Annotated in this window: 24 protein-coding genes and 1 tRNA gene; 11 read left to right on the plus strand and 14 right to left on the minus strand. The window is 63.7% G+C overall.

Going from position 1 to position 26,618, the window contains the following annotated elements:
- Position 1 precedes the first annotated feature (1 nt).
- The 3 genes from nusA (at position 2) to infB (ending at position 4,925) form a co-directional block, all read left to right on the plus strand.
- Positions 2 to 1,618 carry a transcription termination factor NusA gene (nusA, locus tag NO934_RS07550; RefSeq protein ID WP_309163274.1) on the plus strand — a complete coding sequence of 539 codons (1,617 nt, stop codon included), beginning with the start codon at positions 2 to 4 and terminating at the stop codon, positions 1,616 to 1,618.
- 74 nt (positions 1,619 to 1,692) lie between these two features.
- Complete coding sequence (locus NO934_RS07555) at positions 1,693 to 2,310, plus strand: RNA-binding protein (protein ID WP_309163276.1); 618 nt, start codon at positions 1,693 to 1,695, stop codon at positions 2,308 to 2,310.
- Positions 2,307 to 4,925: a translation initiation factor IF-2 gene (gene infB, locus NO934_RS07560; RefSeq protein ID WP_309163277.1), complete on the plus strand. Its 2,619-nt coding sequence runs from the start codon at positions 2,307 to 2,309 to the stop codon at positions 4,923 to 4,925. The genes NO934_RS07555 and infB overlap by 4 nt, the downstream gene beginning before the upstream one ends.
- A gap of 101 nt (positions 4,926 to 5,026) precedes the next feature.
- Here the strand turns inward: infB and arr are convergent, their stop codons facing one another.
- Positions 5,027 to 5,443, minus strand: a complete 417-nt coding sequence (gene arr / locus NO934_RS07565) for an NAD(+)--rifampin ADP-ribosyltransferase (RefSeq protein ID WP_309163278.1) — start codon at positions 5,441 to 5,443, stop codon at positions 5,027 to 5,029.
- 185 nt (positions 5,444 to 5,628) lie between these two features.
- Positions 5,629 to 6,420, minus strand: a complete 792-nt coding sequence (locus NO934_RS07570; RefSeq protein WP_309163279.1) for a LytTR family DNA-binding domain-containing protein — start codon at positions 6,418 to 6,420, stop codon at positions 5,629 to 5,631.
- 91 nt (positions 6,421 to 6,511) lie between these two features.
- Between NO934_RS07570 and NO934_RS07575 the strand changes: the two genes are divergently transcribed.
- Entirely contained in the window at positions 6,512 to 7,012 is a 501-nt protein-coding gene (locus NO934_RS07575; protein ID WP_309163280.1) for a DUF2306 domain-containing protein, read from the plus strand.
- On the opposite strand, the gene NO934_RS07580 is transcribed toward NO934_RS07575, so the two are convergent.
- From NO934_RS07580 to NO934_RS07590, 3 genes are all read right to left on the minus strand, one after another.
- Positions 7,001 to 7,867 carry a LysR family transcriptional regulator gene (locus NO934_RS07580; protein WP_309163281.1) on the minus strand — a complete coding sequence of 289 codons (867 nt, stop codon included), beginning with the start codon at positions 7,865 to 7,867 and terminating at the stop codon, positions 7,001 to 7,003. The two genes, NO934_RS07575 and NO934_RS07580, sit on opposite strands and share 12 nt — an antisense overlap.
- Positions 7,868 to 7,950: 83 nt before the next feature.
- On the minus strand, positions 7,951 to 8,931 hold the full coding sequence (gene mbfA / locus NO934_RS07585; RefSeq protein WP_309163282.1) for an iron exporter MbfA: 981 nt from the start codon (positions 8,929 to 8,931) through the stop codon (positions 7,951 to 7,953).
- Between the two features lie 25 nt (positions 8,932 to 8,956).
- A complete protein-coding gene (locus tag NO934_RS07590) occupies positions 8,957 to 9,844 on the minus strand; it encodes a LysR substrate-binding domain-containing protein (RefSeq protein ID WP_309163283.1) in 888 nt (295 codons plus the stop codon).
- A 96-nt stretch (positions 9,845 to 9,940) separates the two neighbouring features.
- Between NO934_RS07590 and NO934_RS07595 the strand changes: the two genes are divergently transcribed.
- On the plus strand, positions 9,941 to 10,072 hold the full coding sequence (locus NO934_RS07595; protein WP_309163284.1) for a hypothetical protein: 132 nt from the start codon (positions 9,941 to 9,943) through the stop codon (positions 10,070 to 10,072).
- A gap of 2 nt (positions 10,073 to 10,074) precedes the next feature.
- Here NO934_RS07595 and NO934_RS07600 read toward each other — a convergent pair whose 3' ends face one another.
- Positions 10,075 to 10,851: an extensin family protein gene (locus NO934_RS07600; protein ID WP_309163285.1), complete on the minus strand. Its 777-nt coding sequence runs from the start codon at positions 10,849 to 10,851 to the stop codon at positions 10,075 to 10,077.
- A gap of 131 nt (positions 10,852 to 10,982) precedes the next feature.
- On the opposite strand from NO934_RS07600, the gene lepA reads away from it, so the two are divergent.
- Together lepA and NO934_RS07610 are read left to right on the plus strand one after the other, a co-directional pair.
- Positions 10,983 to 12,797, plus strand: a complete 1,815-nt coding sequence (gene lepA / locus NO934_RS07605; protein ID WP_309163286.1) for a translation elongation factor 4 — start codon at positions 10,983 to 10,985, stop codon at positions 12,795 to 12,797.
- 118 nt (positions 12,798 to 12,915) lie between these two features.
- Positions 12,916 to 12,992 (plus strand) — tRNA-Arg (locus NO934_RS07610).
- Positions 12,993 to 13,068: 76 nt separating this feature from the next.
- Here NO934_RS07610 and NO934_RS07615 read toward each other — a convergent pair.
- The 6 genes from NO934_RS07615 to NO934_RS07640 are packed head-to-tail and all read right to left on the minus strand — an operon-like array spanning position 13,069 to position 19,350.
- Positions 13,069 to 13,782 carry an HAD-IA family hydrolase gene (locus NO934_RS07615; RefSeq protein ID WP_309163287.1) on the minus strand — a complete coding sequence of 238 codons (714 nt, stop codon included), beginning with the start codon at positions 13,780 to 13,782 and terminating at the stop codon, positions 13,069 to 13,071.
- 44 nt (positions 13,783 to 13,826) lie between these two features.
- Positions 13,827 to 15,359 (minus strand): alkaline phosphatase D family protein, encoded by a 1,533-nt coding sequence (locus NO934_RS07620; RefSeq protein ID WP_309163288.1) that lies wholly within the window; start codon positions 15,357 to 15,359, stop codon positions 13,827 to 13,829.
- Positions 15,343 to 16,098, minus strand: a complete 756-nt coding sequence (locus NO934_RS07625; RefSeq protein ID WP_309163289.1) for a glycerophosphodiester phosphodiesterase family protein — start codon at positions 16,096 to 16,098, stop codon at positions 15,343 to 15,345. Before NO934_RS07625 ends, NO934_RS07620 begins: the two co-directional genes overlap by 17 nt.
- 23 nt (positions 16,099 to 16,121) lie before the next feature.
- Positions 16,122 to 17,042, minus strand: coding sequence for an ABC transporter permease subunit (locus NO934_RS07630; RefSeq protein WP_309163290.1), 921 nt, complete (start codon positions 17,040 to 17,042; stop codon positions 16,122 to 16,124).
- Between the two features lie 3 nt (positions 17,043 to 17,045).
- Complete coding sequence (locus NO934_RS07635) at positions 17,046 to 18,041, minus strand: ABC transporter permease subunit (protein ID WP_309163291.1); 996 nt, start codon at positions 18,039 to 18,041, stop codon at positions 17,046 to 17,048.
- A complete protein-coding gene (locus NO934_RS07640) occupies positions 18,028 to 19,350 on the minus strand; it encodes an extracellular solute-binding protein (protein WP_309163293.1) in 1,323 nt (440 codons plus the stop codon). Before NO934_RS07640 ends, NO934_RS07635 begins: the two co-directional genes overlap by 14 nt.
- Before the next feature lie 142 nt (positions 19,351 to 19,492).
- On the opposite strand from NO934_RS07640, the gene NO934_RS07645 reads away from it, so the two are divergent.
- The 4 genes from NO934_RS07645 to NO934_RS07660 all read left to right on the plus strand — a co-directional run bounded on the left by NO934_RS07645 (position 19,493) and on the right by NO934_RS07660 (position 23,232).
- Positions 19,493 to 20,425, plus strand: coding sequence for a sugar-binding transcriptional regulator (locus tag NO934_RS07645; RefSeq protein WP_309163294.1), 933 nt, complete (start codon positions 19,493 to 19,495; stop codon positions 20,423 to 20,425).
- A gap of 126 nt (positions 20,426 to 20,551) precedes the next feature.
- On the plus strand, positions 20,552 to 21,655 hold the full coding sequence (locus tag NO934_RS07650) for an inositol-3-phosphate synthase (RefSeq protein WP_309163295.1): 1,104 nt from the start codon (positions 20,552 to 20,554) through the stop codon (positions 21,653 to 21,655).
- On the plus strand, positions 21,652 to 22,284 hold the full coding sequence (locus NO934_RS07655; protein WP_309163296.1) for a histidine phosphatase family protein: 633 nt from the start codon (positions 21,652 to 21,654) through the stop codon (positions 22,282 to 22,284). The genes NO934_RS07650 and NO934_RS07655 overlap by 4 nt, the downstream gene beginning before the upstream one ends.
- Before the next feature lie 3 nt (positions 22,285 to 22,287).
- Positions 22,288 to 23,232, plus strand: a complete 945-nt coding sequence (locus NO934_RS07660) for a beta-xylosidase (RefSeq protein ID WP_309163297.1) — start codon at positions 22,288 to 22,290, stop codon at positions 23,230 to 23,232.
- Here the strand turns inward: NO934_RS07660 and NO934_RS07665 are convergent.
- A complete protein-coding gene (locus NO934_RS07665) occupies positions 23,208 to 23,900 on the minus strand; it encodes a response regulator transcription factor (RefSeq protein WP_309163298.1) in 693 nt (230 codons plus the stop codon). The genes NO934_RS07660 and NO934_RS07665 overlap by 25 nt on opposite strands.
- Positions 23,897 to 26,584, minus strand: coding sequence for a sensor histidine kinase KdpD (locus NO934_RS07670; protein WP_309163300.1), 2,688 nt, complete (start codon positions 26,582 to 26,584; stop codon positions 23,897 to 23,899). Before NO934_RS07670 ends, NO934_RS07665 begins: the two co-directional genes overlap by 4 nt.
- Positions 26,585 to 26,618: the final 34 nt, after the last annotated feature.

Consider the following 26,618-nt stretch of genomic DNA (forward strand, 5'->3'; position numbering starts at 1 on the left):
AATGGCCGTTTCAGCGAACAGGTTGGAACTTTTGCAGATCGCCGATGCGGTGGCGCGCGAAAAGTCGATCGACCGCATGATCGTGATCGAAGCCATGGAAGAGGCCATCCAGCGCGCTGCCAAGGCCCGCTACGGCGCCGAGACCGAGGTCAAGGCCGAGATCAATCCGCGCACCGGCGAACTCCGCCTCTGGCGCCTGCTCGAAGTCGTCGAGCGCGTCGAGGAATATGGCCGGCAGATTTCCTTGGAGGAAGCCCAGAGCAAGAATTCGGCCGCCAAGCTCGGCGACTATGTGACCGAGCCTCTCCCCCCGATCGAATTCGGGCGTATCGCGGCGCAGTCCGCCAAGCAGGTGATCGTCCAGAAGGTGCGTGACGCCGAGCGCGACCGGATGTACGAGGAATATTCCGATCGCGTGGGCGAAATCATCAACGGCTCGGTCAAGCGCGTCGAATACGGCAATGTGATCGTCGATCTGGGTCGTGGCGAAGCCATCATCCGCCGTGACGAACTGATCCCGCGCGAGCAGTTCCGCTATGGCGACCGTGTGCGCGCCTATATCTACGATGTACGCCGCGAGCAGCGGGGGCCGCAGATTTTCCTCTCGCGCACCCATCCCCAGTTCATGGCCAAGCTCTTTGCCCAGGAAGTGCCGGAAATCTACGATGGCATCATCACTATCCGCTCGATCGCCCGCGATCCGGGCTCGCGCGCCAAGATCGCGGTGACCTCGTCCGATTCCTCGATCGATCCGGTCGGCGCGTGCGTGGGTATGCGCGGCAGCCGCGTTCAGGCGGTCGTGGGAGAATTGCAGGGCGAAAAGATTGATATTATCCCCTGGACTAACAATATAGCGGATCTGGTTGTCTCCGCGCTCCAGCCTGCCGATGTCGCCAAGGTGGTGCTCGACGAGCAGGCCGAGCGCATCGAGGTGGTGGTGCCCGACGAGCAGCTCTCGCTCGCCATCGGCCGCCGCGGACAGAATGTGCGCCTGGCGTCCCAGCTCATTGGCTGGGACATCGACATCCTAACCGAACAGGAAGAATCCGAACGCCGCCAGAAGGAATTCACCGAGCGTACGGCCCTGTTCATGGAAGCGCTCGATGTGGACGAGATGGTCGCCCAGCTTCTGGCGTCCGAAGGCTTTTCCTCGATCGAGGAACTGGCCTATGTCGATCTGGCCGAAATCGCCTCGATCGGCGGGTTCGACGAGGAAACCGCGGGCGAAATCCAGAACCGCGCTACCGAATTCCTCGATGCCCAGGAGCGCGAATTGGACGAGGAGCGGCAAAAGCTCGGTGTCGAAGACGCGCTCTACGACATTCCGGGGCTCTCGGCCGCCATGCTGGTGGCGCTCGGCAAGGACGACATCAAGACGGTCGAGGATTTCGCCGGCTGTGTCGCCGACGACCTGATCGGCTGGTCCGAGCGCAAGGATGGCGAGACCAAGCGCTATGACGGCACGCTCTCGGCCTTCCCGCTTTCGCGCGAGGAAGCCGAGGACATGATCATGGCGGCGCGTTTGAAGGCCGGCTGGATCTCCGAAGAGGATCTGCCGCAGGCCGAAGCTGCACAAGAAAGCGAGGAGGCTTACGCCGAGGGCGGAGCCGCCGAGTAAAAAGGCAATCGGCGTTTTCGGCAGGGCGGGGCCCGCCGCTGCCGGAAACGCGGGGAAAGGATAGGACGCCGCAATTGGGCCGCGAAAAGGATGTAACAAGACTGTGCGCTTTGACGCGGGAGGAAAAGCCCGCCGCAGCGCTCGTCCGTTTCGCGGTTTCCCCCGACGGGGTGCTGGCGCCCGATGTCGATGCCAAGGCCCCCGGACGCGGGGTCTGGATCACCCTTTCCTCCGACGCTGTTGCCGAGGCGGTGCGCAAAAAGGTTTTCGCGCGCAGCCTCAAGGAAAACGTCACGGTGCCGCCCGACCTTGCACAGCAGGTGCGGACGCGGTTAGAACAGCGCCTCGCGGGCGCGCTGGGCCTGGCGCGCAAGGCCGGTGCACTGGCAACGGGCGCAGCCAAGGTCGCGGGCCTTTTGGAGGCGGGGCGCGCAGCGGCGCTGATAACGGCAAGCGATGCCGCCCCGGACGGGCGCCGCAAGATGCTGCAATCGGCGCGGCGCGGGGGAAACGCCGAGACGTTGGCCCATATCGAATCTCTTTCGTCGGCCCAATTGGGTTTGGCATTGGGGCTCGAAAATGTGATACACGCTGCGCTGACTCCCGGCGCGGCAGCAAATTCGGCGATTGAGCGGGCAAACCGGCTCGCTCTCTACATCGCCACAGACAGAGAAGAAGACGGCACCATATGACCGACAAGGACAAGACCAGCGACAATTCGGGTTCGGGCAAGAAGACCCTGACCCTCAAGGGCGCGCCCAATCTCGGCGCACGTCCCGGCATGTCGCGGTCCTCACGCACGGTGGTTGTTGAAAAGCGCACGCGGCGCCTGGGCGGCCCGGGTTCGGGCGCGCCTCAGCAGTCGGGCGGTGGCGCACCTTCGGGTGGCGGCGGCCGTCCGCAATCGGGACAGCGGCCTGGCGGACGCCCGCAATCGGGCAGCCCGCGCCAGAACCCGACCAATTCGGCAAGCCTGACCCAAAGCGAGAACCAGGCCCGCGAACGCGCCCTGCGTGAAGCAGCAGCGCGCGCCGAGGAAGACCGCATCAAGGCCGAGCAGGAGGCCCAGCGCCTCGCCGAGATCGACGCCCGCCGCAAGGCCGAGCGCGAGGAAGCCGAACGCCGTGCCGCCGAAGCGGAGGCCGCCAAGGCCGAGGCTGCGGCCAATGATGAACTCGCCGAGATCGTGCCGGTCAAGGCCGGCCAGGCCCGGCCCAAGCCGCAGGCCAAGCCGAGCCCGCGCGCCGCACAGCCCGATATGCCCCCGCCGCCGCCTCCGGGCGAAGGCGAGGACGATCGCGTGCGCCGTCGCGCCGCCCCCGCGCCCAAGGCGCTGGTTGACCGCGACGAGCTCGAACGCGCCAAGCGCAACGCCGCTCCGCGTCCGGGTGCGACCCCGGCCCGCCGGGGCAATGACGGCAGCTCGCGCGGCCGGCTCAACGTCAATTCGGCGCTCGATGACAATGACCAGCGCGGGCCCTCGCTTGCGGCCATGCGCCGGCGCCAGAACAAGAAGATGGGCCGCAACACCAAGGTGGCCCAGCCCAAGCTTTCGCGCGAAGTGACGATTCCGGAAGCCATCACGGTGGGCGAGCTTGCCAACCGCATGGCCGAACGTGCCGTCGACGTGATCAAGCTGCTCATGGCCCAGGGTCAGATGGCCAAGATCAACGACGTGATCGATGCCGATACCGCTGAACTGATCGCCACCGAGCTGGGCCATACCGTCAAGCGCGTCGCCGAAAGCGATGTGGAAGAGGGTCTGTTCGACGACGTCACGAACGATGAGGCCGGCGATCTGGTCGCGCGGCCGCCGGTCGTGACCATCATGGGTCACGTCGACCACGGCAAGACCTCGCTGCTCGATGCGATCCGTGAGGCCAATGTGGTCTCCACCGAAGCGGGTGGCATCACCCAGCACATCGGCGCCTATCAGGTGGAAAAGGACGGACAGAAGATCACCTTCCTCGACACCCCCGGCCACGAGGCGTTTACCGCCATGCGCGCCCGTGGCGCCCAGGCGACCGACATCGCCATTCTGGTGGTGGCCGCCGATGACGGCGTGATGCCCCAGACGATCGAATCGATCAAGCACGCCAAGGCGGCGGGCGTTCCGATCATCGTTGCGGTCAACAAGATCGACAAGCCCGGCGCCGACCCCAACCGCGTGCGCACCGAACTGCTCCAGCACGAGGTGTTCGTGGAATCGATGGGCGGTGAAGTGCTCGACGTCGAGGTGTCCGCGCTCAAAAAGACCAATCTCGACGGGTTACTCGAAGCGATCCTGCTGCAATCCGAAGTGCTCGAACTCAAGGCGCCCGAAAAGGGCCGCGCCGAAGGCCTGGTGATCGAAAGCAAGCTCGACAAGGGCCGTGGCGCGGTGGCGACCATGCTCGTCCAGCGCGGCACGCTTTCGGTTGGCGATATCGTTGTGGCCGGCACCGAATGGGCCAAGGTCCGCGCGCTGATCGACGACAAGGGAGCCCAGGTGAAGTCGGCCAGCCCTTCGACTCCGGTCGAAGTGCTGGGTTTTTCGGGCGTCCCCGATGCCGGCGACCGCTTTGCCGTGGTGGAGAACGAGGCGCGGGCCCGCGAGGTCACCGAATACCGCCAGCGCGTCATCCGCGAAAAGACGGCAGGCGGCGGCGCCACCAGCCTCGAGCAGATGATGAACCAGCTCAAGGCCTCGGGCATCGCCAAGTTCCCGCTGCTCATCAAGGGCGACGTGCAGGGCTCGGTCGAAGCGATCGTCACTGCGCTCAACAAGCTCTCGACCGACGAGGTCTCTGCCCAGATCCTTTATTCGGGCGTGGGCGGGATCACCGAATCCGACGTGACGCTGGCCACGGCCTCCAACGCCGTGATCATCGGCTTTAACGTGCGTGCCAACAAGCAGGCCGCCGAACTGGCCAATCGCGAAGGCATCGAGATCCGCTACTACAACATCATCTACGACCTTATCGACGACGTTAAGGGCGTGATGAGCGGCATGCTCGCTCCCGAAGTGCGCGAGACCTTCATCGGCAATGCCGAGATCCTGGAAGTGTTCAACATCTCCAAGGTCGGCAAGGTCGCGGGCTGCCGGGTCACCGACGGCATGGTGGAACGCGGTGCCGGCGTGCGCCTGATCCGCGACAACGTCGTGATCCACGAAGGCAGGCTTTCGACGCTCAAGCGCTTCAAGGACGAGGTCAAGGAAGTGCAGGCCGGCCAGGAATGCGGCATGGCCTTCGAGAAGTACGAGGACATGCGCGTGGGCGATGTCATCGAATGCTACCGCGTCGAGAAGGTGCAGCGCTCGCTGTAAACCCTGCGGCCGGAGATGGACTCAAAAAGGCGCGGTGCTTGGCACCGCGCCTTTTCATGTCCAGAGGGGCTTGGCGGTGCAGATCACACGGCCCCACATCATTAATCGATGACGATGGCGGAACCCTCCGCCTTCAATCGGGCGAGCCCGTCCCTCATCTCCTGCAACCGTTCAGCCGAGTGCCCTTGCCAGTTCGTCACTTCGGCAATAACGCGCAGCGGATCGCGGGAGCGATAGGACAGCGTCGGGTTGCCGGGGAACTTCTTGTCCGTGAGGTTAGGGTCGTCCTCGATCGGCCCGGTTGGCTCCACGACATAAATCCGCCCCAGTCCATTGCCCACCGCCAACTCGGCACCCCAAATCGCTGCATCCAGCGTAGCCGCGAAATAGACCCAGGACAGAGATTTGCCTTCGAGAAAGTTGGACACGTGGCCGACGGCGATCAGGTCGCCCGTTTTTAGATCGGCCTTGGTCCCGTGGAAGAATGATTGTGAGAACATGCTGGCAGTCGCTGGCATAGGCTCGCCGCTCCTTTGATAAGTTCCTGACGCACAAAGCCCCGCTTTCTACGGCCAGACCAGGGTCTTGAAGCAAGGCCCCTGCGAACCACATATCAGGTATGGTCGAGGCGCGTTTCGCCTCCGCCGCGCATCGGGACGGCCGATCTGCGGCCATGACGCCTACGTGCCACCTCCCTCCCGCCTCACTTCCTCTCTAGTGCCGCGCGCACCGCGTTGATGTGGGTGCGCGAGACCGGGAGTTCTGTGCCATCGACAAGCGCCACCACCGGGCGGCCGTCGAGGCGCTTGAGGGCGGCGATGGCATCGAGGGCGACCCAGTGGCTGCGGTGGATCTGGATGCCTTCGGTGCCACGGGTCTCGGCAATGGCGTCCGCTAGGCGCATCAGGATCATGGCTTTGCCGCGATCGGTGAACACCTCCACATAATGATCGGCCATCGACATGTGGCTGAGCTTGCCCCGGACCGGTTTGGGCAGCCGGTCGAGGATCGGTGGAGCCTCGACGGCAGGGGGAGCCGCAATCGCAGGGCGCTTTTTCAACTGCGGCGCGATCACCCCTTCGAGCACCGCCATCAGCGCCAGCGAGATCAAAAGGCAATAGACAAAGAGTTCCCCCAGACTCAGCCCAGTGACAGTGAGATCGGGGAAGAACGTCAGGCTGATCAGCACCACGCAGGCGGTGACCGGGATCGAGGCGCCGACGCCTTGAACGAGGATAAGTGCCATCACCGGCTTGCCGTGCGGCAGCAGCCACTCCCGCGCCAGAATGGCGCCGACAAGGCCCGCCCCATAAGTTCCCAATGCGATCAGCAGCCAATAGAACAGGCGTGGCGCCGGGGCGAGATGCGCAAAGGTCGAGAACGGGCCGGTGATGCCCGCGATGATGCCTACCCCGATCATGGTGGCGAGCGCCATGGGGTCGCGATAGGCGGCCTGCAATTGGCGAAGCGTCAATCGCAACGGCGTGTCGCTCACGTAGCCGGCCTCCTTCCTCACGTAGTCGCGCTTGCCCGACAAGCGCCCAAGCGGCACCGGTCAGGCCCTCACTACATGCAGGAGCCTCACCATGGATGCAACAGCCCTTACCACAGCTTCCCTCGTCATCCAGATTCACGCCGGCGCGGCCATGCTTTCTTTCCTGCTCGGTACGCTCGTGCTGCTGCTCAAAAAGGGCACGCGGCTGCACAAGGCGATGGGGCGCGCATGGGTGGCGCTGATGGTGACCGTGGCGCTTTCCTCCTTTCTCATCACCGAAGTGAGGATGTTCGGCCCCTATAGTTTCATTCATGCGCTGTCGGTCTTCACCCTCGTGGGGCTGGTGCGGGCCGTCCGCGCGATCCGGCGCGGCGATGTGAAAGCGCACCGCGCCACCATGACCGGGCTTTATGGCGGCGCGCTGATCCTGGCGGGCGCCTTCACGCTGGTGCCGGGCCGGCGCATGCATCAAGTGCTGTTCGCCGATGGCGGGTGGACGGCGTTGTGGCTGGCGCTCGGGTTTGCCGCGGCGATTGGCACCGTGCTGATGGTCCGCCGCTGGATCGAAGGGCGAGAGGTGCTAGCGCGGTAGCTCGCCGGCAAACAGCGCGGCATTGTCCTTCATCAGCTTGGCGATCCTGTCGGCAAGCCTGCGAACCGGTGGGCTGTGGCGCTCCTCATGATGGAGCACCAGCCATTGCTCGCCGGCGAGTTCGGGAATGGGCCCGCGAATGCGCGAAAGGCGCGGATCGGCATCGCCCACGAAACAGGGGAGAACTGTAAGCCCCGCACCGCCGGTGACCAGCTCGCGCACCGAATGGGCGTCATTGCCGCTGGCAACGATGCGGTCGCCGTGATGGGCCATGAGCCAGCGGGCCGAAGCGGTATTGGCGGCCGGTCCGGTGACGCCGACAAACAGCCCGTCCTTGACCCCGGCGGCCAGACGCGGCGCGCAATAGAGCGCGTAGGCGACCGGCGTCAGCCGGCGGCCAGCAAGGTTGGGCTCGACCGGACGCTCGGAGCGGACCCCGATATCGGCGGCGCGGCGGCCGATGTCGATCTTTTCGTAGGCGGTGACGAATTCGACCCGGAAGCCGTCGCCGGGCGACCAGAGCGCATCCATGTGCCGGGCGAGGAAATCGGTGGTCCAGGTGCCGGCCGAAACGCGCACCACGCGCGCACCGATCGCCCCCTCACGCCAATGGGTGAGCGCCCGCATGGCCGCTTCCACGTCCTCGGCGCGCTCGAGCAACGCTTCGCCGGCGCGGGTGAGGGTGAAGCCGGTTTGCGTACGGACGAACAGCGGCTCGCCGATCTGCCGCTCCAGCGCCGTCACGCGCCGGCCCAGCGTTGCCGCACTCAATCCCGTGATGCCGCGCGCCGCCGACAGCCCGCCCAGCCGCGCAACAACAAGGAACAGCCGCAAATCATCCCAGGAGAAATCCATGTTTCATATTTGAAACGGATAGAGGCCGGACCGCAACAGAAATCTCTATGGCGCCCGAGAACGCGGATTTTCGGCGTTGCAGATCAGGCGTTGCCGATGATGATCCCGGCTGCAAAGACCAGCGAGCCGCCCAGCACCACTTGCGTCACCGCGCGCCAGAACGGGGTATCCATGAATCGCTTCTGGATCCAGGCGATGGCCCAGAGTTCGATCACCACCACGGCGATGGCGATAGAGGTGGCCGTCCAGAAATGCGGGATGAGATAGGGCAGGGCATGGCCCAGCCCGCCCAGCGCGGTCATGATGCCAGAGGCAAAACCGCGCTTGACCGGTGAGCCGCGACCGGTGAGCCGGCCGTCATCGCTGGCCGCTTCCGTAAAGCCCATGGAAATGCCAGCGCCCACCGACGCGGCGAGCCCGACAAGGAAAGTCGACCAGGTGTCGCCCGTGGCAAAGGCGGCGGCAAAGATCGGAGCCAGGGTCGAAACCGATCCGTCCATCAGGCCCGCCAGGCCCGGCTGGACATAGGTCAAAAGGAAATTGCGGTGGGCGGTGTCCTTTTCCGTGTTCCGGGCGTCGAGCGTCAGATGCGCATCTTCGAGCTGTTCGGCAGCGTGCTCATGGCCGCGTTCGGCGCGTTCGAGATCGCCCAGGAGTTTTCGCGTGGCTGCGTCCTGGGTGCGTTTTGCGGCTTCGGCGTAAAAGCGGGCGGCATCCTGCTCCATCTCGCGGGCCTGAGCGCGAACTGTATCGAGATCGAGTTCGGCCATCAGCCAGACCGGCTTGCGGGTTATAAACCCGCGCACATGCTCGCGCCGAATCGGGATGATGGTGGCACCGAAGCGCTCGGCATAGCGGTCGATCAGGCGCCGGCGATGACCGTCCTCCTCGGCCGCCATGCCGTCGAATACCGCAGCCGATGCCGGATAATCGGCGCGCAGCCGCTCGGCATAGGCGGCATAGATGCGGCCATCCTCCTCCTCAGCGGAAATGGCAAGGGCGAGGATTTCCTTTTCGGAAAGGCTGGAGAAATCACGCTTGGAAGACAGGAAACGGGACAACATGGAACAGCTCACAAATAGTTTAGAATTATTCTAAACTGTGAGAGCCCATTTCGTCCAGCAGCCAATCGCGGAACTTTCGCGTCCGCGCCGGCAATTGCCGTCCCGCTGCCGTCGCGAACCAATACCCGTTGTCCGGCACAACGCTTTGTCGGAAAGGCCGCACAAGCTGTCCATTGTCCAGCGCGTAATCGGCCATGATGCCCACGGCAAGAAGCACGCCTTGCCCAGAGGTCGCCGCATCGAAAGAAAGGGCCGGATCGGTATAGACCGGCCCGGACAATGAAAGATCGGGCACCCCGGCGGCGGCGAGCCATTGCGGCCAGGACAGCATGGTCATCTGGTCGCGGATCACGGGAACATTCGACAAATCGGAAGGCTGGTGCAGGCGCGCCGCGAGCGCCGGAGCGCAGACCGGAAAGACTTCTGCCCGGGCCAGGGCCAGAGCCTCGACGCCCGGCCAGTTTCCCTTGCCGAAGCGAATGCCGCAATCGATGTCGGGCCGGGCGAGGTCGACGAGCTGGTCGGTGGGCAACAGGCGCACTTCGATTTCGGGATGACGCGCGTTGAACCGGGCGAGTCGCCAGACCAGCCAGCGCGATGCCGAGACATGGCCCAAGGTAACGGTGAGCACGTGACCTTCATCGGCGATCAGCCGGGCGCTCGCCTGTTCCAGCGCATCAAAGCCCGTCTGCAGCGCAGGCAGGATGGCCATAAGTTCGCCGGTGGGCGCCAGCCCGTGTGCGGTGCGCTCGAACAACAGCGTGCCGGTGCGCTCCTCGGCGCGCCTTATATGCTGGCTGACGGCCCCTGGCGTGACGCCCAGCGCTTCGGCGGCAGCGGCCAGCCGGCCCAGACGCGCGACAGCCTCGATGGCCCGCAGGGCATTGAGGGGAATGGGAAAGGATCTCGTCACTTTAGTTTTTCTACATCATGCTTGAGAGCTTCTTCATTGAAGAGCTCGGGACAGACCGGGATTAATGCAGCATGGAACTGCAAAGGAGAAGACAAAATGTTTAAGTGGATCCTTCGTCTGCTGACCATGCCGGTCTATCCCCGCACCCGTTGCGGGCAATTGCCCGACTACCTGACGCTGCGCGAGATTGCCGACCTGCCAACCTACCATCCACGGCGCGACGATTGACTTTACTCACAGATCTGGGCGGTGCAGGTCTGGCCGTGACAGCCGAGGTCGAAGTGGAAATGATCCTCGTGATCGGCGTTGGCCTCGGGGCCCAGAACCGTGGTGAACCGCCCGCAAGCTGCTGAATGGGCAAAGCCAAGGAATTTGCTGCCGGCGCCTACCGAGCGCGAATCCCAATCTTCGAGCACCGAAAGGCTGGTGCCGTCGGCGAACGATATCGCGGTGATGTCGACGGCATTGCCCAGACCGTGTTCGGAAACAAAGCCCGTTTCGGCGCCATTGCGCAGCCGACATTGATAGCCCGGCCCGGTCGACAAGCTCTCGATGTGCGTATCGAGAGCCGCCCCCGCATAGGCGTCCACCTCCTCGGCCCAATCGGCAAGCGTTGTCGCCATGGCGCAATTGGTGACCGGCGTACCCGAAAGCGGTATTTCCCGTCCATTGATGACCAGCGCGGCAACGGCTATGGGGCTCTGCAGCCCGCACGCGCCTTCCGCGAGCGGCGGCACCATTTCCCCGATCACCCGGCCGGTGAGCAGCGCCGGGCACGCCGCCTGGTAGATGCGCTCGGGCTCGGGTTCTTGTTCGGGCTCCTCGTCGGGGGCTTCCACGTCTTCCGGGCTCTCTTGCGCCGCTTCCTCGTCGGTCGGCTGGTCCTCCTGCCCGGATTGGGCCAACTCTTCGGGGCGCGGCTGGGGCAGGGGTGGTTCGTCCTGAGCCAATACCGGCGCAACAGCGACGATGACAAGGAGAAGCGCGGGTGGGCAAAGCTTGAACATGGGCAACGACCTTAGGGAAAAAGCAGGCAGGCTTTCGACAACGCGCCGAACGCGCCCGCCGTTGCCTTTGATGGTTAACCGCGCACAAACCATCTTCCCGAAGCGCCGGATTTGCTGCTATCAGCGGCCCCATGAAAACACCGCAGAAGACCCCGCTCTCCCGCATCCGCAATTTTTCGATCGTGGCCCATATCGACCACGGCAAATCGACGCTCGCCGACCGGTTGATCCAGTCAACCGGCGCGCTCGAAGACCGCGAGATGAAGGAACAGATCCTCGATTCGATGGACATCGAGCGCGAGCGCGGGATTACCATCAAGGCCCAGACGGTGCGGCTCGAATATACGCACTCCGATGGCGAGCACTATGTGCTCAACCTGATCGATACGCCGGGGCATGTGGACTTCGCCTATGAGGTCAACCGTTCGCTGGCGGCGTGCGAGGGCTCGCTCCTGGTGGTCGATGCGGCCCAGGGCGTCGAGGCCCAGACGCTGGCCAATGTGTATCACGCGATCGAAGTCAATCACGAGATCGTCCCGGTATTGAACAAGATCGACCTGCCCGCCGCCGAGCCCGAGCGCGTCAAGCAGCAGATCGAGGACGTGATCGGCATCGACGCTTCCGATGCGGTGGAGATTTCCGCCAAGACCGGGCTGGGAATCGACAAGGTGCTCGCCGCCATCGTCGAGCGCCTGCCGGCGCCCAAGGGCGACGAGAACGCGCCGCTCAAGGCCATGCTGGTCGATTCCTGGTACGATCTCTACCTTGGCGTCGTGGTGCTGATCCGGGTGATCGACGGGCGCATCCGCAAGGGCCAGAAGATCCGCATGATGCAGGCCGGCGCCTCCTACGAACTCGACAGGGTGGGCGTGTTCACCCCCAAGCTCGTGGAAGTTGGGGAACTCGGCCCAGGGGAGATCGGGTTCTTTACCGCCTCGATCAAGGAAGTGGCCGACACCAATGTCGGCGACACCATCACCGACGACAGAAAACCCACGGCCGAGCCGCTCCCCGGCTTCCGCCCGGCCCAACCGGTGGTGTTCTGCGGCCTCTTTCCCGTCGATGCTTCCGATTTCGACGATCTGCGCACCGCCATGGGCAAGCTGCGCTTGAACGATGCGAGCTTTTCCTTCGAGATGGAAACCTCGGCCGCCCTGGGCTTTGGCTTCCGCTGCGGTTTCCTGGGGCTTTTGCACCTCGAGATCATCCAGGAGCGCTTGAGCCGCGAATTCAATCTCGATCTCATCACCACGGCACCCTCGGTGGTCTATGAGGTGCAGTTGACCGATGGCAGCGAGATCATGCTGCACAATCCGGCCGACCTGCCCGATCCGGTCAAGATCGAGGAAATCCGCGAACCCTGGATCAAGGCCACTATCCTGACGCCCGACGATTATCTCGGCGCGATCCTCAAGCTCTGCCAGGAGCGGCGCGGCATCCAGACCAACCTCTCCTATGTCGGCAACCGCGCCATGGTCGAATACGACCTGCCCCTGAACGAGGTGGTGTTCGATTTCTACGATCGGTTGAAATCGATCTCCAAGGGATATGCGAGCTTCGACTACAATCTCGACGATTACCGCGCCGGCGACCTGGTCAAGATGAGCATCCTCGTCAATGCCGAGCCGGTCGATGCGCTCTCGATGCTGGTTCACCGCAGCCAGGCCGAGCATCGCGGGCGTCAGATGTGCGAAAAGCTCAAGGAGCTGATCCCGCCGCACCTTTTCGTCATTCCCATCCAGGCCGCCATTGGCGGGCGCATCATCGCCCGCGAGACGGTCAGGGCCATGCGCAAGGACGTGACCGCCAAATGCTATGGCGGCGACGCCACCCGCAAGCGCAAGCTGCTCGAAAAGCAGAAGGAAGGCAAAAAGAAGATGCGTCAGTTCGGCAAGGTCGAAATCCCCCAGGAAGCCTTCATCAAGGCCCTTAAGATGGACGATTGAGAGCCGGCGGGCAAAGAGCCCGCCTTTTGCTTTCCTCGCCCCAGCCAAATCCCCTGTTGCGCGGCGGGTCGGCATACAGTAGGTTCGCGCCGAACCGATGGGCTTGTTCAGGCCCCGGGCACCCGTAGCTCAGCTGGATAGAGCGCTGCCCTCCGAAGGCAGAGGTCACACGTTCGAATCGTGTCGGGTGCGCCATTTTCATGACTTGGCTGACATTGTCTAATTGGTGCTTGTTTCAAGCAGACGAGCGGCTGTGCGGCGGATCGCAGTATCAGTCATGAGGAACGGCTTCCATTCCAGCAGCCGGTGCGATGCCTTCTGGAACGAGCGAATTGAGGATTTTGGCCAGCTCGACGGCGCCGCGCGCGACCTGAGCGGCTCCGGCCTCGGCGAGTAGATCGGCACGGCCGCGCCTGGGATCGTTTTCATCCACGAAGCCGATGGCCAGCATGCCGGCCGAGCCCGCCGATGCGATCCCATGCGGGCTGTCGTCGACCATGATGCAGTGTGAAGGCGGCACCGCGAAGGCCTTGGCGCAATGGAGCAACAGGTCCGGCGCCGGCTTGGGTCGTGGCACGGCCTGGGCGCTGAATATGTGAGGCGCAAAAAGAGGCCACAGCGCGGTCCGGCCGAGGCTCGCTTCCAAGCGGGCAAAGGTGCTGTTGGACGCGACGCACTTGGGGACGGACAGCCCGGCGACCAATTCGACCATGCCTGCCATCGGTTTGAGCGACACGGCGAATTCGGAATAGAGACTTGCATGCCAGCGCGAAAACACGGCATCGACCTCGTCGAGCCCGTAGGTTTCGGCGCAAATGCGGCGGATGTCGCTTTCGGCATTGCCGGTAAAAATCCTGTGCGATTCGCCAGGCGTTATGGCGATGCCGGCGCCCTGCAGCGCCACGGCCAGCGTGCGGCTGGCGATGGGTTCACTGTCGATCAGGACGCCATCGCAGTCGAAGATGATGAGTTCGGGAGTGGTCATATAGTTTTCTTGAAAGCTTGCGCCGCTTCCTGGACGCATTGAAATCAAAGGCGATTGACGCCCGGCATGCCGTCGAGCACGGCGAATTTCTGGAACACGGCGGCGGTGGCCGCCGGATCCTTGCGATCGCTGATCCCCACGAGGTCGACCTGGGTTCGGTCGCGTTCGACGGTCATGATCGAATAGCCGTGGGTCGAGCTGTTGCCGAATTTGAGGTGCGGGTTCTCAGCGATTATGGAGTCGACGGCCCGCTGGTCGGGAGGATTGGAGGTGATCGAGCCCGTCACGAATTCGCTCGCGATTATCGGCCCCTCGGCAGTTCCAGCCGCTTCATGGAGGTCGGCCGCATAGAATGCATGCAAATCACCCCCGATGACGACCGGATTGCGGATCGCTTCGCGTTGGATCGTGTTTAGCAGCCGCTCGCGTCCATCCCGGTAGCCGTCCCACGCATCCATGGCATAGCGCGTGCCCGGCCCCGGTTCGAGGTCGCGTTCGGCAATCAGCGTCGGCTGCCCGATAACCGACCAGCGCGCTTGCGACGCTGCCATTGTCGTATCGAACCATCTCTCCTGCGCGGTGCCCAGCATCGTCGTCTCGGAACCGGCCCGCTCCTCGCCGGGGCCGGGCGCGCGGTACTGGCGCGTGTCGAGCAGGGTGAGGTCGAGTAGGTTCCCGAACCCGAAATGGCCATAGACGCGGTACTCGTCGAAATTGGTGGCGGCGATGGGCGGCACCGGCATGTGTTCGTACCACGCCTGGTAAGCGGCGGCTCGACGGCGCAAGAAGGCGGGGGCGTAAGGATCGGTTGGCGAGACCGAGCCGCCATAGTCGTTGACAACCTCATGGTCGTCCCAGAGCACCAGCCAGGGAAACGCAGCGTGAGCACGCTGGAGGTCAGGGTCGGATTTATAGAGCGCATGCCGGTCGCGATACTCGTACAGCAGCGTCGGGGTGCCGCTTTGATGGCTCCGAACGTGCTGTCCGCCATAGCTGACTTCGTAAATGTAGTCGCCAAGATGGACCACGAGGTCGAGGTCACGCTGGGCCATGTCGCGATACGCCGTGTACCAGCCCTGCTCAAATTGCTGGCAGGAGGCGAAGGCGAAGCTGAAGCGGCCGTTTTCGGCGTCTGAGGCCGGCGCGGTGCGGGTGCGTCCGACCGGACTTACCGCATCGCCGCACCGGAAGCGATAGAAGTACCAGCGGTCGGGCTCCAGTCCGGTTGCCTCGACGTGCACCGAATGGGCGAATTCGGGGACCGCACGATCGATGCCCGAAAGAACGGGCCGGGCGAACGCCTCGTCATGGGCGATTTCCCAGGCGACGTCGAGCGGCGGATGCTGAGGTTTTTCGATCGGCGCGAATGGGTTGGTGAACGGATCGGGCTCGGTGTCGGGAAAGATCAGCCGCGTCCAGAGCACCACGCTGTTGGGCCGCGGACAGCCCGAAGCAACCCCCAGAGCAAAGGGATCTGCCGTAAAGGTTGCGGCCCGGACGGTGCCGAGGACCGGCCAGACGGCAGCCGCCGCAAGACCGGTCTGGAGGAAACGTCGGCGATCAGTTCGCAGGGACATGGGACAGTGCCTCGCGAGCCACAAGAGCGATATCGGGATTGTCGGTCGTGACCTGCCGGAGTCCGCGGCCGAGCCAGGTCTCCAGGTCTCCCTGCTGGTTGGGAACCCAGACCCCCAGCCGCTCGAGCGGCACGTTCGCGGTGATCAGGTCCCAATAGTCGGCAAGAAGCTTCTTTTCCACCGCCACCACGTCGGCCACGGCAAGCCGGGTCAGAAGACCCGCCAGTACACCCTCCTTTTCCGCCGCCGGCCCATGGTAGGACGAGAGGGTTCGGATATGCGGCGCGATGTCCCGTACTGTTTGAAGAACCGGGACCGAAAAACTCGTGAGAAAGCTGTGCTGGGCGAGGCCGAACCTATCGATGAGCGCGGCCGCTTTGGCCTCAAGGCCAGGATAGGGCACACCTTGGGCGTCGGTCTTGAGCTCGACATGGAGTTCGAAACCGCTGCCGGCAAAAATGGCCAGCACGTCCGCAAATGTGGGAATGGTGTCGCCATGTTCGCTGCCCTTGAGGTGCACATGGGCGTGTTCGTCCCCGGCAAGCGTCCCGACGGGGCCGGTGCTGTCGGTCGTGCGATCGAGTGTTGCGTCGTGGATCACGACGATTTCCCCGGCGCCGTCGAGGTGCAGATCGAATTCGACGCCCTCGACGGGCATCCCGAGAAGGTTCCTGAACCCGGAAATCGAATTTTCGGGCCAAAGATTGCGGGCGCCGCGATGCCCGATAATAAAAGTCATGTGTGATCCTTGAAGGCTGAGTTCTATTTGCCGGAATCGACCATGCCGCGGGTGAGCCAGCGCTGCAGGAAGATGACGACGAGGGCGGGAGGAAGCATCACGAAGAAGGCCGCGGCCATGGATAGATTCCAGGCCGGCGGCTCGTCGGGTCCGGGCACCAGATGGCTCAGCCCCAGCACGACCGTGCGCATTTCGGGATCGGTGGTGAACAGCAGCGGCCAGAGATACTGGTTCCAGTTGCCGATGAACAGGATAACGGCCAGAGCCGCGATATTGCTGGTCGAGAGCGGTAGCACGATATCCCTGAAGAACTTGATCGGCCCCGCGTTGTCGAGCTTGGCGGCTTCGCATAATTCGTCCGGAATGGTCAGAAAGAACTGCCGGAACAGGAACGTCGCCGAGGCCGAGGCGATCAGCGGCAGGATCAGCCCGGGATAGGTGTTGATGAAGTTCCAGTTGAGCGCCATCTCGATGCGATAACCGGTCATCGTTTCGATGAGCCAGGAAATGCCGGTAATGCGAAAGAGCTCACGCAGCGGTCCGCCGACGTCGGCGATGGCTTCATAGGTGGGAATGATGCGCGCTTCGATCGGCAGCATCAGCGAAATGAAAATCAGCCAGAACATCGTCATCCGGAAGGGAAACCGGAAGTACGAAATGGCGAAGGCCGCGATCAGCGAAACAGCGATCTTGCCGGTTACGATGCCGACCGTGACGATGATGGAGTTGATGTAAAGCCGGGAGAAATCCACCCGGTTCCAGGCCGTGACCATATTCTCCCAGAAATGGCCGCCCGGAAGCAGCGGAAAGGGCATTTGCTGCAGGCGGACATAGTCGAGCGAACCGGCAACGAACGACATATAGAGCGGCACGCAAACGATCGCCGCCCCGATGATGAGGACGAGATAACAGAAGGCGGTGAGCCAGGGGCTGCGTTCGACCATGGCTTACACCCCGTAATTGACGCGGCGCTCGACGGCGCGGAACTGGAGGATGGTGAAAACCACTGCGATCGCCATCAGCACCACCGATTGCGCCGCCGACGAGCCCAGGTCGAGCTGGACGAACCCGCCCTGATAAACCTTATAGACAAGGGTGCTGGTTGAGGCGGCCGGGCCGCCCTGGGTCATGGTGTCGATCAGCGCGAAGGTGTCGAATAGCCCATAGATCAGGTTCATGATCATGAGGAAAAAGAAGGTGGGCATGATGAGCGGCAGCGTAACGGTGAAAAACCGCCGCACCGGCCGCGCGCCATCGAGCGCCGCGGCTTCCATGAGTGACCGCGGCACGGCCAGCATGGCGGCCACCAGGAAGATGTAGTCGTAGCAGAGGTGGTTCCAGACGGCGGCAACCACCACGAGAATCTGGGCATCGAGGGGCCGCAGGGCCGGGTTCCAGGGCAGTCCCAGCTCGTGCAGGAAATTGGCGAAGGGGCCGACATTTGCGTTGAAGACGAAGGCAAAGATGGTGCCTGAAGCGACCGGCGCGATGGCGTAGGGCAACAGGATGATGCCCTTGAAGATCGCCTTGCCGCGTACCACCCGGTCTGTGGCAAAGGCGAGCAATGCCGCACAGCTGAGCGTTATGACGCTCTGGACGAAGGTGAAAACCAGCGAAAGGCTGGCGCTGAACCGGTATTCGGGGCTGGCGAACAAGCGCATGAAATTGTCCAGGCCCACAAACATCGTGGTGAGCCCGAAGGGGTCAGTCTGCACGAAGGCCAGCGAGAGTGCCTTATAGGCGGGGATATAGAAGAAGAACAAAAGGATCAGCAGCTGCGGCGCCAGGAGGCCGATAGCGATTCCCGGCCTGGCGAAGTGAGCGGCCTTGAGCCCCTCGGAGGACTGCGCGCCGAAACGAGCGCGCAGGCCAGTAAACAGCGACGCGGGAAGGCGCCAAGGCGCGCCTTCCCGGATCGTCGAGCTGTCGCTACTGACCAGCATGAAGCTGCTCGTATTGGCGCAGGATCACATTGCCGCGGGCGACCGAGGAATCCAGCGCTTCCTGAACCGTCTTCTGCCCGGTCCAGATCGCCTGCATTTCCTCGACCAGGATGGCGGTGGTCTGGTTGTGATTGCCGAAGCGGAAGCCGCGGGAATTTTCGTTGGGCTCGCCGCGCGAGAGTTGCAGAATGGCGATCTCGCGGGTGGGATGCTCCTCGAAATATCCCTCGGCAGCCATCTGCTCATAGGCAGCCGTGGTTACCGGCACATAGCCGGTCTGTTCGCTCCACCAGGCCTGGTTGTCGGGGCTGGCGACGAAATCGAGGAATGCGGCCGCGGCCGCATATTCCCCGTCGTCCTGACCCGCGACAACCCAGATCGCGCCGCCGCCGATGGTGCTGTTCCTGGGCTCGACGCCTTCCTCATGGGGCATGAAGGTGGCGTTCCAGTCGAACTGGGCGCCGGCCTCGACCGAGGCGTGGCTGGCGGTCGAGGACATCACGGTCGCGCAATTGCCCGAAACAAACATCTGGGTCGAGCTCATGCCCTCGCCCGCGAGGTGCAGGATGCCGTCTTCGACCCAGCGGGCGAGACGCTCGACCTGGCCGACCATGCCGGTTGTGTTGTAGACGAATTCGGTATCGAGCCCATCAAAGCCGTTTGCGCTGGTGCCGAACGGCATGTCGTTGATGGCGGAATAATTTTCCAGGAGGCTCCACTGGAAGTCGCTGGGCAGCACCATGGGGCATTCGGTGATCCCCTGTTCCTTGAGGGCGTAAAGCTGCTCGTCCAGTTCCTGCCAGGTGTCCGCCGGCCCGTCGAACCCGGCGGCGGTGAACTGATCCTGATTGAACCAGAAGATCGGCGTTGAGGAATTGAAGGGCAAGGCGGCGGGCTCGCCGTCGACAACGTAGAAGCCGGCCACCGGTGCGATGAAGTCGCCCCAATCGGTGTCGTAGCCCTGTTCAGCCATCACCTGGTTGACCGGAACGATGGCGCCCGAATTGAGCATGGTCATGAAACCGCGCTCGGCGGCCATGAGAAGGGTGGGCTGCTGGCCCACGCGGTAGGCGGCGACCATGGCCGCCATGGTCTCCTCGTAATTGCCCTTATGGATGCCCACGACTTCGTATTGGTCCTGCGAGGCGTTGAAATTGGCGATCATTTCCTGAGTCAGATCACCCAGCCGGCCGCTGAGGGCGTACCACCATTCAATCTGAACACGCTCCTGGGAGAACGCCGGGGTAGCGGCGAGCGCCAGAACGCTGCAAAGGGCCGTACCCGCAAGGGTCTTGTTGAAAACAGTCATGGGTTTTTGATCCTCGATGGGCAAAAAGCTGTAAGCCTGTGCCGGGAGGATGGCTTGCCAATCCCTCTCCGAACGGCGACACTGAAGACCTAGATCACATTTGTTACATGCGAGTGACATTTGTTACGGGGGTGACCGACGCATGGACCAGAACGACCTCATGGCGCGGGCTGCGTGGCTCTATCACATGGAGGGACTTACCCAGGCGCAGATCGCGGACCGGCTCAATCTCACCCGCCGCCGCGTCAATGAAATGCTGGCCACTGCACTCCGCGATCGGGTGGTGACGATCTCCTTCAATGGAATTCTCGCCGAATGCGCCGCGCTCGAGAGCCGGCTTTGCGAGCGTTTTGGTCTCGAGGGCGCCATCGTCGTCCCTACGCCGGACGATACCCGTCAGCTCCACACCATCCTGGGCCGTGCGGCAGCGAATTGGTTCGACAGGTTCATCGTCACGCACGATATCGGATCACTTGGCGTCGGTTGGGGAACGACACTGCGCGAGACCGTGCACTTCATGACCCCGGTGAATCGGCCACATATGGAGGTCCATTCCATGATGGGCGGGCTGACGCACGGCTCGGAGATCAATACCTTCGAGATTGTTCGTGGCTTTGCTCAGGTGCTCTCCGGGCGCTGCCAATATCTGGTTGCCCCCATCTATGCGGAATCGGCAGAATCCCGGGAGGCAATCATCTCCCAGACGGTGTTTCGACGCACATTCGATACGATCTGCAATGTCGACCTGGCCTATCTCAGCGTCGGCGACGTTTCCGACCGCTCGCTGCAGGTGCGCTACGGCCTGCCCGAAGGGGTAACCGCCCCCGATCTCCTCGCCCATGGTGCTGTGGGCGATATCGCGGGCCGATATCTCGATGAGCGCGGTATCCCCATAGACCACCCCATTAACGCCCAGGTGCTCTCGCCCGAACTTGCCGATTTCGCACGCATCCGGCACCGCGTGGTCGCGGGTGGCGGCAGCCATAAGATCGATATCGTGCGGGCAGTGCTGAAGCAGGGGCTGGCAACCGTGCTGCTCACCGATTCGGCCAATGCTCAAAGCCTGCTGCAGTGAGGCCTGGCCGGCACTCACGTTGATCGCCGGCCCATTGAACGCCGCAGCCCATCCCCCCGGTATCGATCAGGAACCAAAACCGGCAGGTCCCGTTGCGAAAGGGAGATGCCAGGCTGGAGGGTACAAATGGGGAAACGGAAAATCCGGATCGGCATCGTGGGGGTGGGCAATTGCGCCTCTTCGCTCGTCCAGGGGCTCACCTACTATCGCGATGCGTCGGGCAATGAGCCCGTGCCCGGATTAATGCATGTTAATCTCGGCGGCTACGATATCGGGGACATCGAGCTTTCCGCGGCTTTCGACGTTGGCGCGGGCAAGGTCGGGCGCGATGTCGCCGAGGCGATATATGCGACACCCAACAACACCGAACGCTTCGCAGATGTCGAACCCACGGGGATTACCGTCGAGCGTGGCCCCACGCTGGACGGCATCGGCAAATATCTTACCGATACGGTCGAGGAATCGGACGCGCCGGTTGCCGATGTCGCCGAAATCCTCCGGCGCACGCAGACCGATGTTCTGATCTCCTACCTTCCCGTCGGCTCGGAAGAGGCGACCAAATGGTATGCCGAGCAAGCGCTCGAAGCGGGCTGCGCCTTCATCAACTGCATTCCGGTGTTCATCGCCTCGCGCGACGAATGGGAGCGCAAATTCGCGGCCAAGGGGCTGCCGATCATTGGCGACGACATCAAGAGCCAGGTCGGGGCGACCATCGTTCACCGCATGCTCGCCAATCTTTTCGTCGAGCGCGGCGTGCGGCTCGACCGCACCTATCAACTCAATTTCGGCGGCAACACCGATTTCCTCAACATGCTCGAGCGCGAGCGGCTGGTCTCCAAGAAAATCTCCAAGACCCAGGCCGTCACCAGCCAGCTCGACGTGCCGCTCCCCGCCAATGACGTGCATGTAGGTCCCAGCGATCACGTGCCCTGGCTCAATGACCGCAAATGGGCCTATATCCGCCTCGAGGGCACGACGTTCGGCGGGGTGCCGCTCAATGCCGAGGTCAAGCTCGAGGTCTGGGACTCGCCCAATTCGGCCGGCGTGGTCATCGATGCCATCCGCTGCGCCAAGCTGGCGCTCGATCGCGGCATTGGCGGAGCGCTGGTCGGCCCGTCGAGCTATTTCATGAAATCGCCGCCCCAGCAATTCACCGACGCCGAAGCACGCCGGCGGACCGAAAGCTTTATCGCTGGCGACGAGGAACGGTTGGCCGGGGCCGCCGAGTGACCACCACTTTCTTTCTGCTCCGCCATGCGGCCCATGACACTGTCGGCAGCGTTCTGGCCGGGCGCTCGGCGGGCGTGCATCTGGGTGAAGCCGGCCGCGCCCAGGCGAAGCGTCTGGGGCAGCGCATGGCCCGCGAACGGTTCGACGCAATCCTCGCCAGCCCGCGCGAGCGTACCCGGCAAACCGCCGACGCGGTGGCCCAGGCATGCGGCGGCATGGGGGTGCAAACCGCCGAAGCGCTCGACGAAGTCGATTTCGGCGCCTGGTCGGGCAAGGCTTTGGAGACCCTTGATACCGATCCGCTCTGGCGGAAATGGAACACGGCCCGCAGCCTCACGCGCACGCCGGGGGGAGAAACCATGCTCGACGTGCAGCGGCGGGTGCTCGGTCTCATCGAGGAGCTCGGCGCTCGGCACACCGGCGGCGCTGTCGTACTCATCAGCCATGGCGACGTCATCAAAGCGGTGGTCACCCATGTGCTTGGCCTGCCGATCGATGCCTGGCCGCGCTTTGATATCGACCCGGCGTCCCTCACCACCATCGTTGTCGGTGACTGGGGGGCAAAGCTGCTGACGCTCAATGAAACCGTTTCCCAAACCCAAACCGAGAAACCCGGCCAAGGGAGCTAGCGCATGATCGAAGCGGCAATGATCTGGAACGAGCCCAACAACAAGTCCCACTGGGACCCCGAAATCGATCCCGAATGGGAAAAATTCGGCCATATGGCCAATCTGGCCGCCGATGCCATCGCCGCGGCCAACCCCGATGTGACGAAGGTGCTCGGCGGGATGTCGCCCATCGATCCGAGCTTTCTCAACAAGATGAAGGGTTATGGCGTTCTCGACCGCGTCGATGCGGTCGCGGTGCATGGATTTCCGCTCGATTGGAATCTCTGGCAGATCGATGAATGGCCGGCCAAGATCGACGAGATCCGCGCCGTCACCGACCTGCCGATCTGGGTGAGCGAAGTGGGGGTTTCCACCTTCGGGGCCGAAGAAGTGCAGCTTTGGGGGTTGAAGCGCACCGCCGAACTCATCAAGGGCAGGTCCAGGCGCATCCAGTGGTACAGCCTTTATGATCTTCCCAGCGCCTGGGGCGCAACCACCCGTCACCGGGAAGCTGAAGGGTCGTCCTATTACCGGCATTTCTACATGGGCCTGCTGCGCGAGGATGGCAGCCCCAAGCCGGCGCTGGAGGAGTTCGCCAAGCATACTCCCGAGATGGGGCTGGTCCAGTGGTTCCATTTCGAGGATCACCGGCTCGACGATGCGGTGGCCTGGATGAAGCGCCTGGGCGTCACCTATCTGCGCACCGGCCTATCCTGGGCCGACAGCTTCCGGCCCAATGCGCTCGATTGGTTCGACAGGCAGATGCAGGCGCTCGAGGATTTCGACGTGACCGTCACCTTCTGTTTCACCCCCGAACATCGCGGCATCGAACCCCACCACACGAGCGCCCCGCAGGTGCCAGAGGAATTCGCCGAATTCTGCAAAGAGATGATCGAGCGTTACGCGCCGCGGCAGAGCCTGAACGAGACGCTGGTCATGTCCGGTCAGTCGGGCTCGCGCATGCGGTAGCCCACGCCGGGTTCGGTCGTGATGTATTGCGGGGCGTCGGGCGAGGGCTCGAGTTTCTGGCGCAACTGCCGGACATAGACGCGCAGATATTGCACGTCGGTGGTGCCGTCCCAGATTTCGTTCAGCAAATGGCGGTGGGTGATGACCTTGCCGGCATGCTGCACGAGGATGCGCAGGATATCGTATTCCTTGGGCGAAAGCCGGACGTCCTCCTCGCCCATCCTTACCAGCCTCTTGACCAGATCGATCGTGAGATCGCCCGCCTTGTAGATCGGGTGCTCGCCCTGCTGCTGCAATTTGTGCCGCAGGGCGACGCGCATGCGCGCCACGAGTTCCCTGATGCCGAAGGGCTTTGCCACGTAATCGTCGGCGCCCAGATCGAGCGCCTTGACGATTCCCCCCTCGTCGGTGCGGCTCGAGAGGATCAGGATGGGTTGGGTGACCGAAGCCGCACGCCAGCGCGCGAGAAGATCGAGCCCGGAGATATCGGGCAGACCGAGATCGAGGATGACGATATCGGGTGCCTCGGAAGCGAGCTTTTCCATGCCGTCCCGGCCATTGGGCGCCTCGATGACCGCATAGCCCTCCGCGCCCAGGCCGACCCTGAGCAGCTTGCGGATCGGCGGCTCGTCGTCGATGACGAGAACCTTGCCGGCCGAGCCCGTCATTGCTGCGTCTCCCTGGCGATGGGCAGCCGGATGGTAAAGATCGCGCCGGATCGGTCGGTCCTGTTGGCCGCGTTGATCGTACCGCCCATGGCTTGGACGAACCCCTTGCAGATGGAAAGACCGAGCCCCGTTCCCGCTTGTACGCTGTCTGATTTCCGCACGCGATGGAAGCTGTCGAAAATGCGGTCGAGATCGCCTTCCGGGATGCCGGGGCCTTCGTCGCGAATGGTGATGACCGCCCAGGCGCCCTCGGTCGCCGCGCCTATGGTAATGGTGCTGCCGACTGGAGCGTATTTGGCCGCATTGTCGAAAAGATTGAACAGCACCTGCTCGAACAGCACCGGATCGAGCGTTAAGGCAGCCATGTTCGCCGGAATATCGGCTTGCACCTTGTGCCGCGCCAGGATTTTTGCTGCCCGACGCAGGGCGGCATCAACGATCTCGTCGAGATAGTGAGCGGACATGGCAGGCTCGGCCGCCCCCGATTCGATGCGCGTCATGTCGAGGAGATTGGCGATGAAGCGGTTGAGCCTTTCGGATTCCTCAACCACGGTAGCCAACAGCTCCTCCCGGTCGGCGCCAGAGACGGCCGGCCCATAATCGCGCAGCGTTTCGGCGGCGCCCAATATGGCCGAAAGCGGCGTCTTGAGATCGTGGGAGATCGAGGTGAGCAGGGCCGAGCGCAATTTATCGGCCTCGGCGGCGAGCCTTGCGCTATCGACATCGGCGACGAGCTGGATGCGCTCGATGGCAAGCGCGGCCTGATCGGCCAGCGCATCGAAGAGCCGTTGCTGCTCGGGGGTGAGGAGCGGGCCATCCTTGTCGCTGTCCAACCCCACCACGCCGATAGCCGCCCGCCCGGTCCGCAAGGGGAGATAGAGCCGTTTGGCGCCCGGAAGCGTATCGGCGCCTCGCCCGGCCGGGCGGTTGTGCTCCCAGGCCCAATGGGCGGCGGCGATATCGGCCTCGACCAGCGTATCATCGGGCGGATAGCCGGCGCGCACCGAAACGGTGCGGCCCTCGGGCAGAAGGATCACCACGCGAAGCTTGAGCATCGCCGCCATCTGATGCGCGGTGGCCCAGAGCACGTCATCGAGCGTTCCGGCGGCAGCGAGCTTGCGGGCGAAGATATAGAGGTCTTCGGTGGTGCGCGCCCGCTGGCGCGCCGCAGCGGCCTGGCGGTGGACGCGTGCGGTGAGGTTGGAGGTGATGACGGCGGCGCCGAAGAAAAACGCCAGCGCGACCACCCCCTCGGCATCGCTGATCGTGAAGGTATGGCGCGGGTCGAGGAACAGGAAGTTGAAGGCCAGCGCTCCGGCCACCGAGGCAAACAGCGCCGGCCCCAGCCCGGAGGTTGCCGCCGACGCCAGAACCGCCATCAAGAAGGCCAGCGCGATATTGCGCACGTCGAGGGCGCGCGAGAGCAGCATGCCAAAGCCCGAGGCCAATCCGACATAAACGATGCTCAGGAGATAAGGCTGGATGCGGAAGCGGGACGGTTCGGCCGGCGCGACCAGCCGGCCATTGCTGCCGGCCGGCTCGCGCCCCGAGACCACATGGACGCTGATATCGCCCGCATGGCGGATAAGATCGGAGGGCACCGAGCCCCCCATGAGCTCGCGCCAACGGGGCCGTGTGGAGCGGCCGACAACGATATGGGTGACGTTGGTCTGGTAGGCCTGGCGCAGGATTTCGCGGGCGATGTCCCGCCCCGGCAGGGTCATGGGCACGCCGCCCAGCTGCTGGGCCAACCGCAGATTGGCCGCTATGCGATCCTTGTCCTTTTCCGGCAGATGCAGGGAATCGGCGGTTTCGACGTGGAGGACGGACCAGGGTGCGCGCAGCCGGTCGGCCTGCCGCTTGCCATAGCGGATCAGTGCGGCCGCCGATGCGCTCTGGTCGATGCACACCAGAACCCGCTCGCCCGCCGCCCAGGGGCCGCTTATGGCGTTGGCCTGCATATGGCTGACCAATTGCTGATCCACCCGCTGCGCGGTGCGTCTCAGCGCCAGTTCGCGCAGCGCCGTCAGGTTGCCGGGCGAGAAATAATTGCCAATCGCCCGCCGCGCCGTCTCGGGCAGGTAGACCTTGCCCTCATGGAGCCTTTTGATGAGGTCTTCGGGGGTGATATCGATGATCTCGACATCGTCGGCCCTGTCGATCACCATGTCCGGCACCGTTTCACGCACCCGCACGCCGGTGATCTGGGCGACCACGTCGTTGAGGCTTTCGATGTGCTGGACGTTGAGCGTGGTATAGACGTCGATCCCCTGTTCGAGGATGTCGAGAACGTCGAGGTGACGCTTGGGATGCCGGCTTCCCGGCGCGTTGGTGTGCGCGAGCTCGTCAACGAGCACGAGCTGGGGACGCCGGGCGAGCACCGCGTCGAGGTCCATCTCCTCGAGCTGCTGTCCGCGATAGTCGATCCGGCGCCGCGGAATGGTCTCCAGCCCCTCGATGAGGGCCTGGGTCTCTTCGCGTCCGTGGCTCTCGACGACGCCGATCACCACGTCGATGCCCTCATCCTTGCGCGCCCGGCCCGAGATCAGCATCTCGTAGGTCTTGCCCACCCCCGGCGCCGCGCCGAGGAAGATCTTCAGCCGCCCGCGCGTTTCACGCTGCGCCTGGTCGAGCAGCGCCTCGGGGGAGGGCCGGGAATCGGCGTTCAAATCCTCTGGCGTCATTGCCGCTCCATGGGGTCACGGCGGCCGTCCGGGC

This window comes from Pelagibacterium sp. H642 (assembly GCF_031202855.1).
Lineage (GTDB): Bacteria > Pseudomonadota > Alphaproteobacteria > Rhizobiales > Devosiaceae > Pelagibacterium.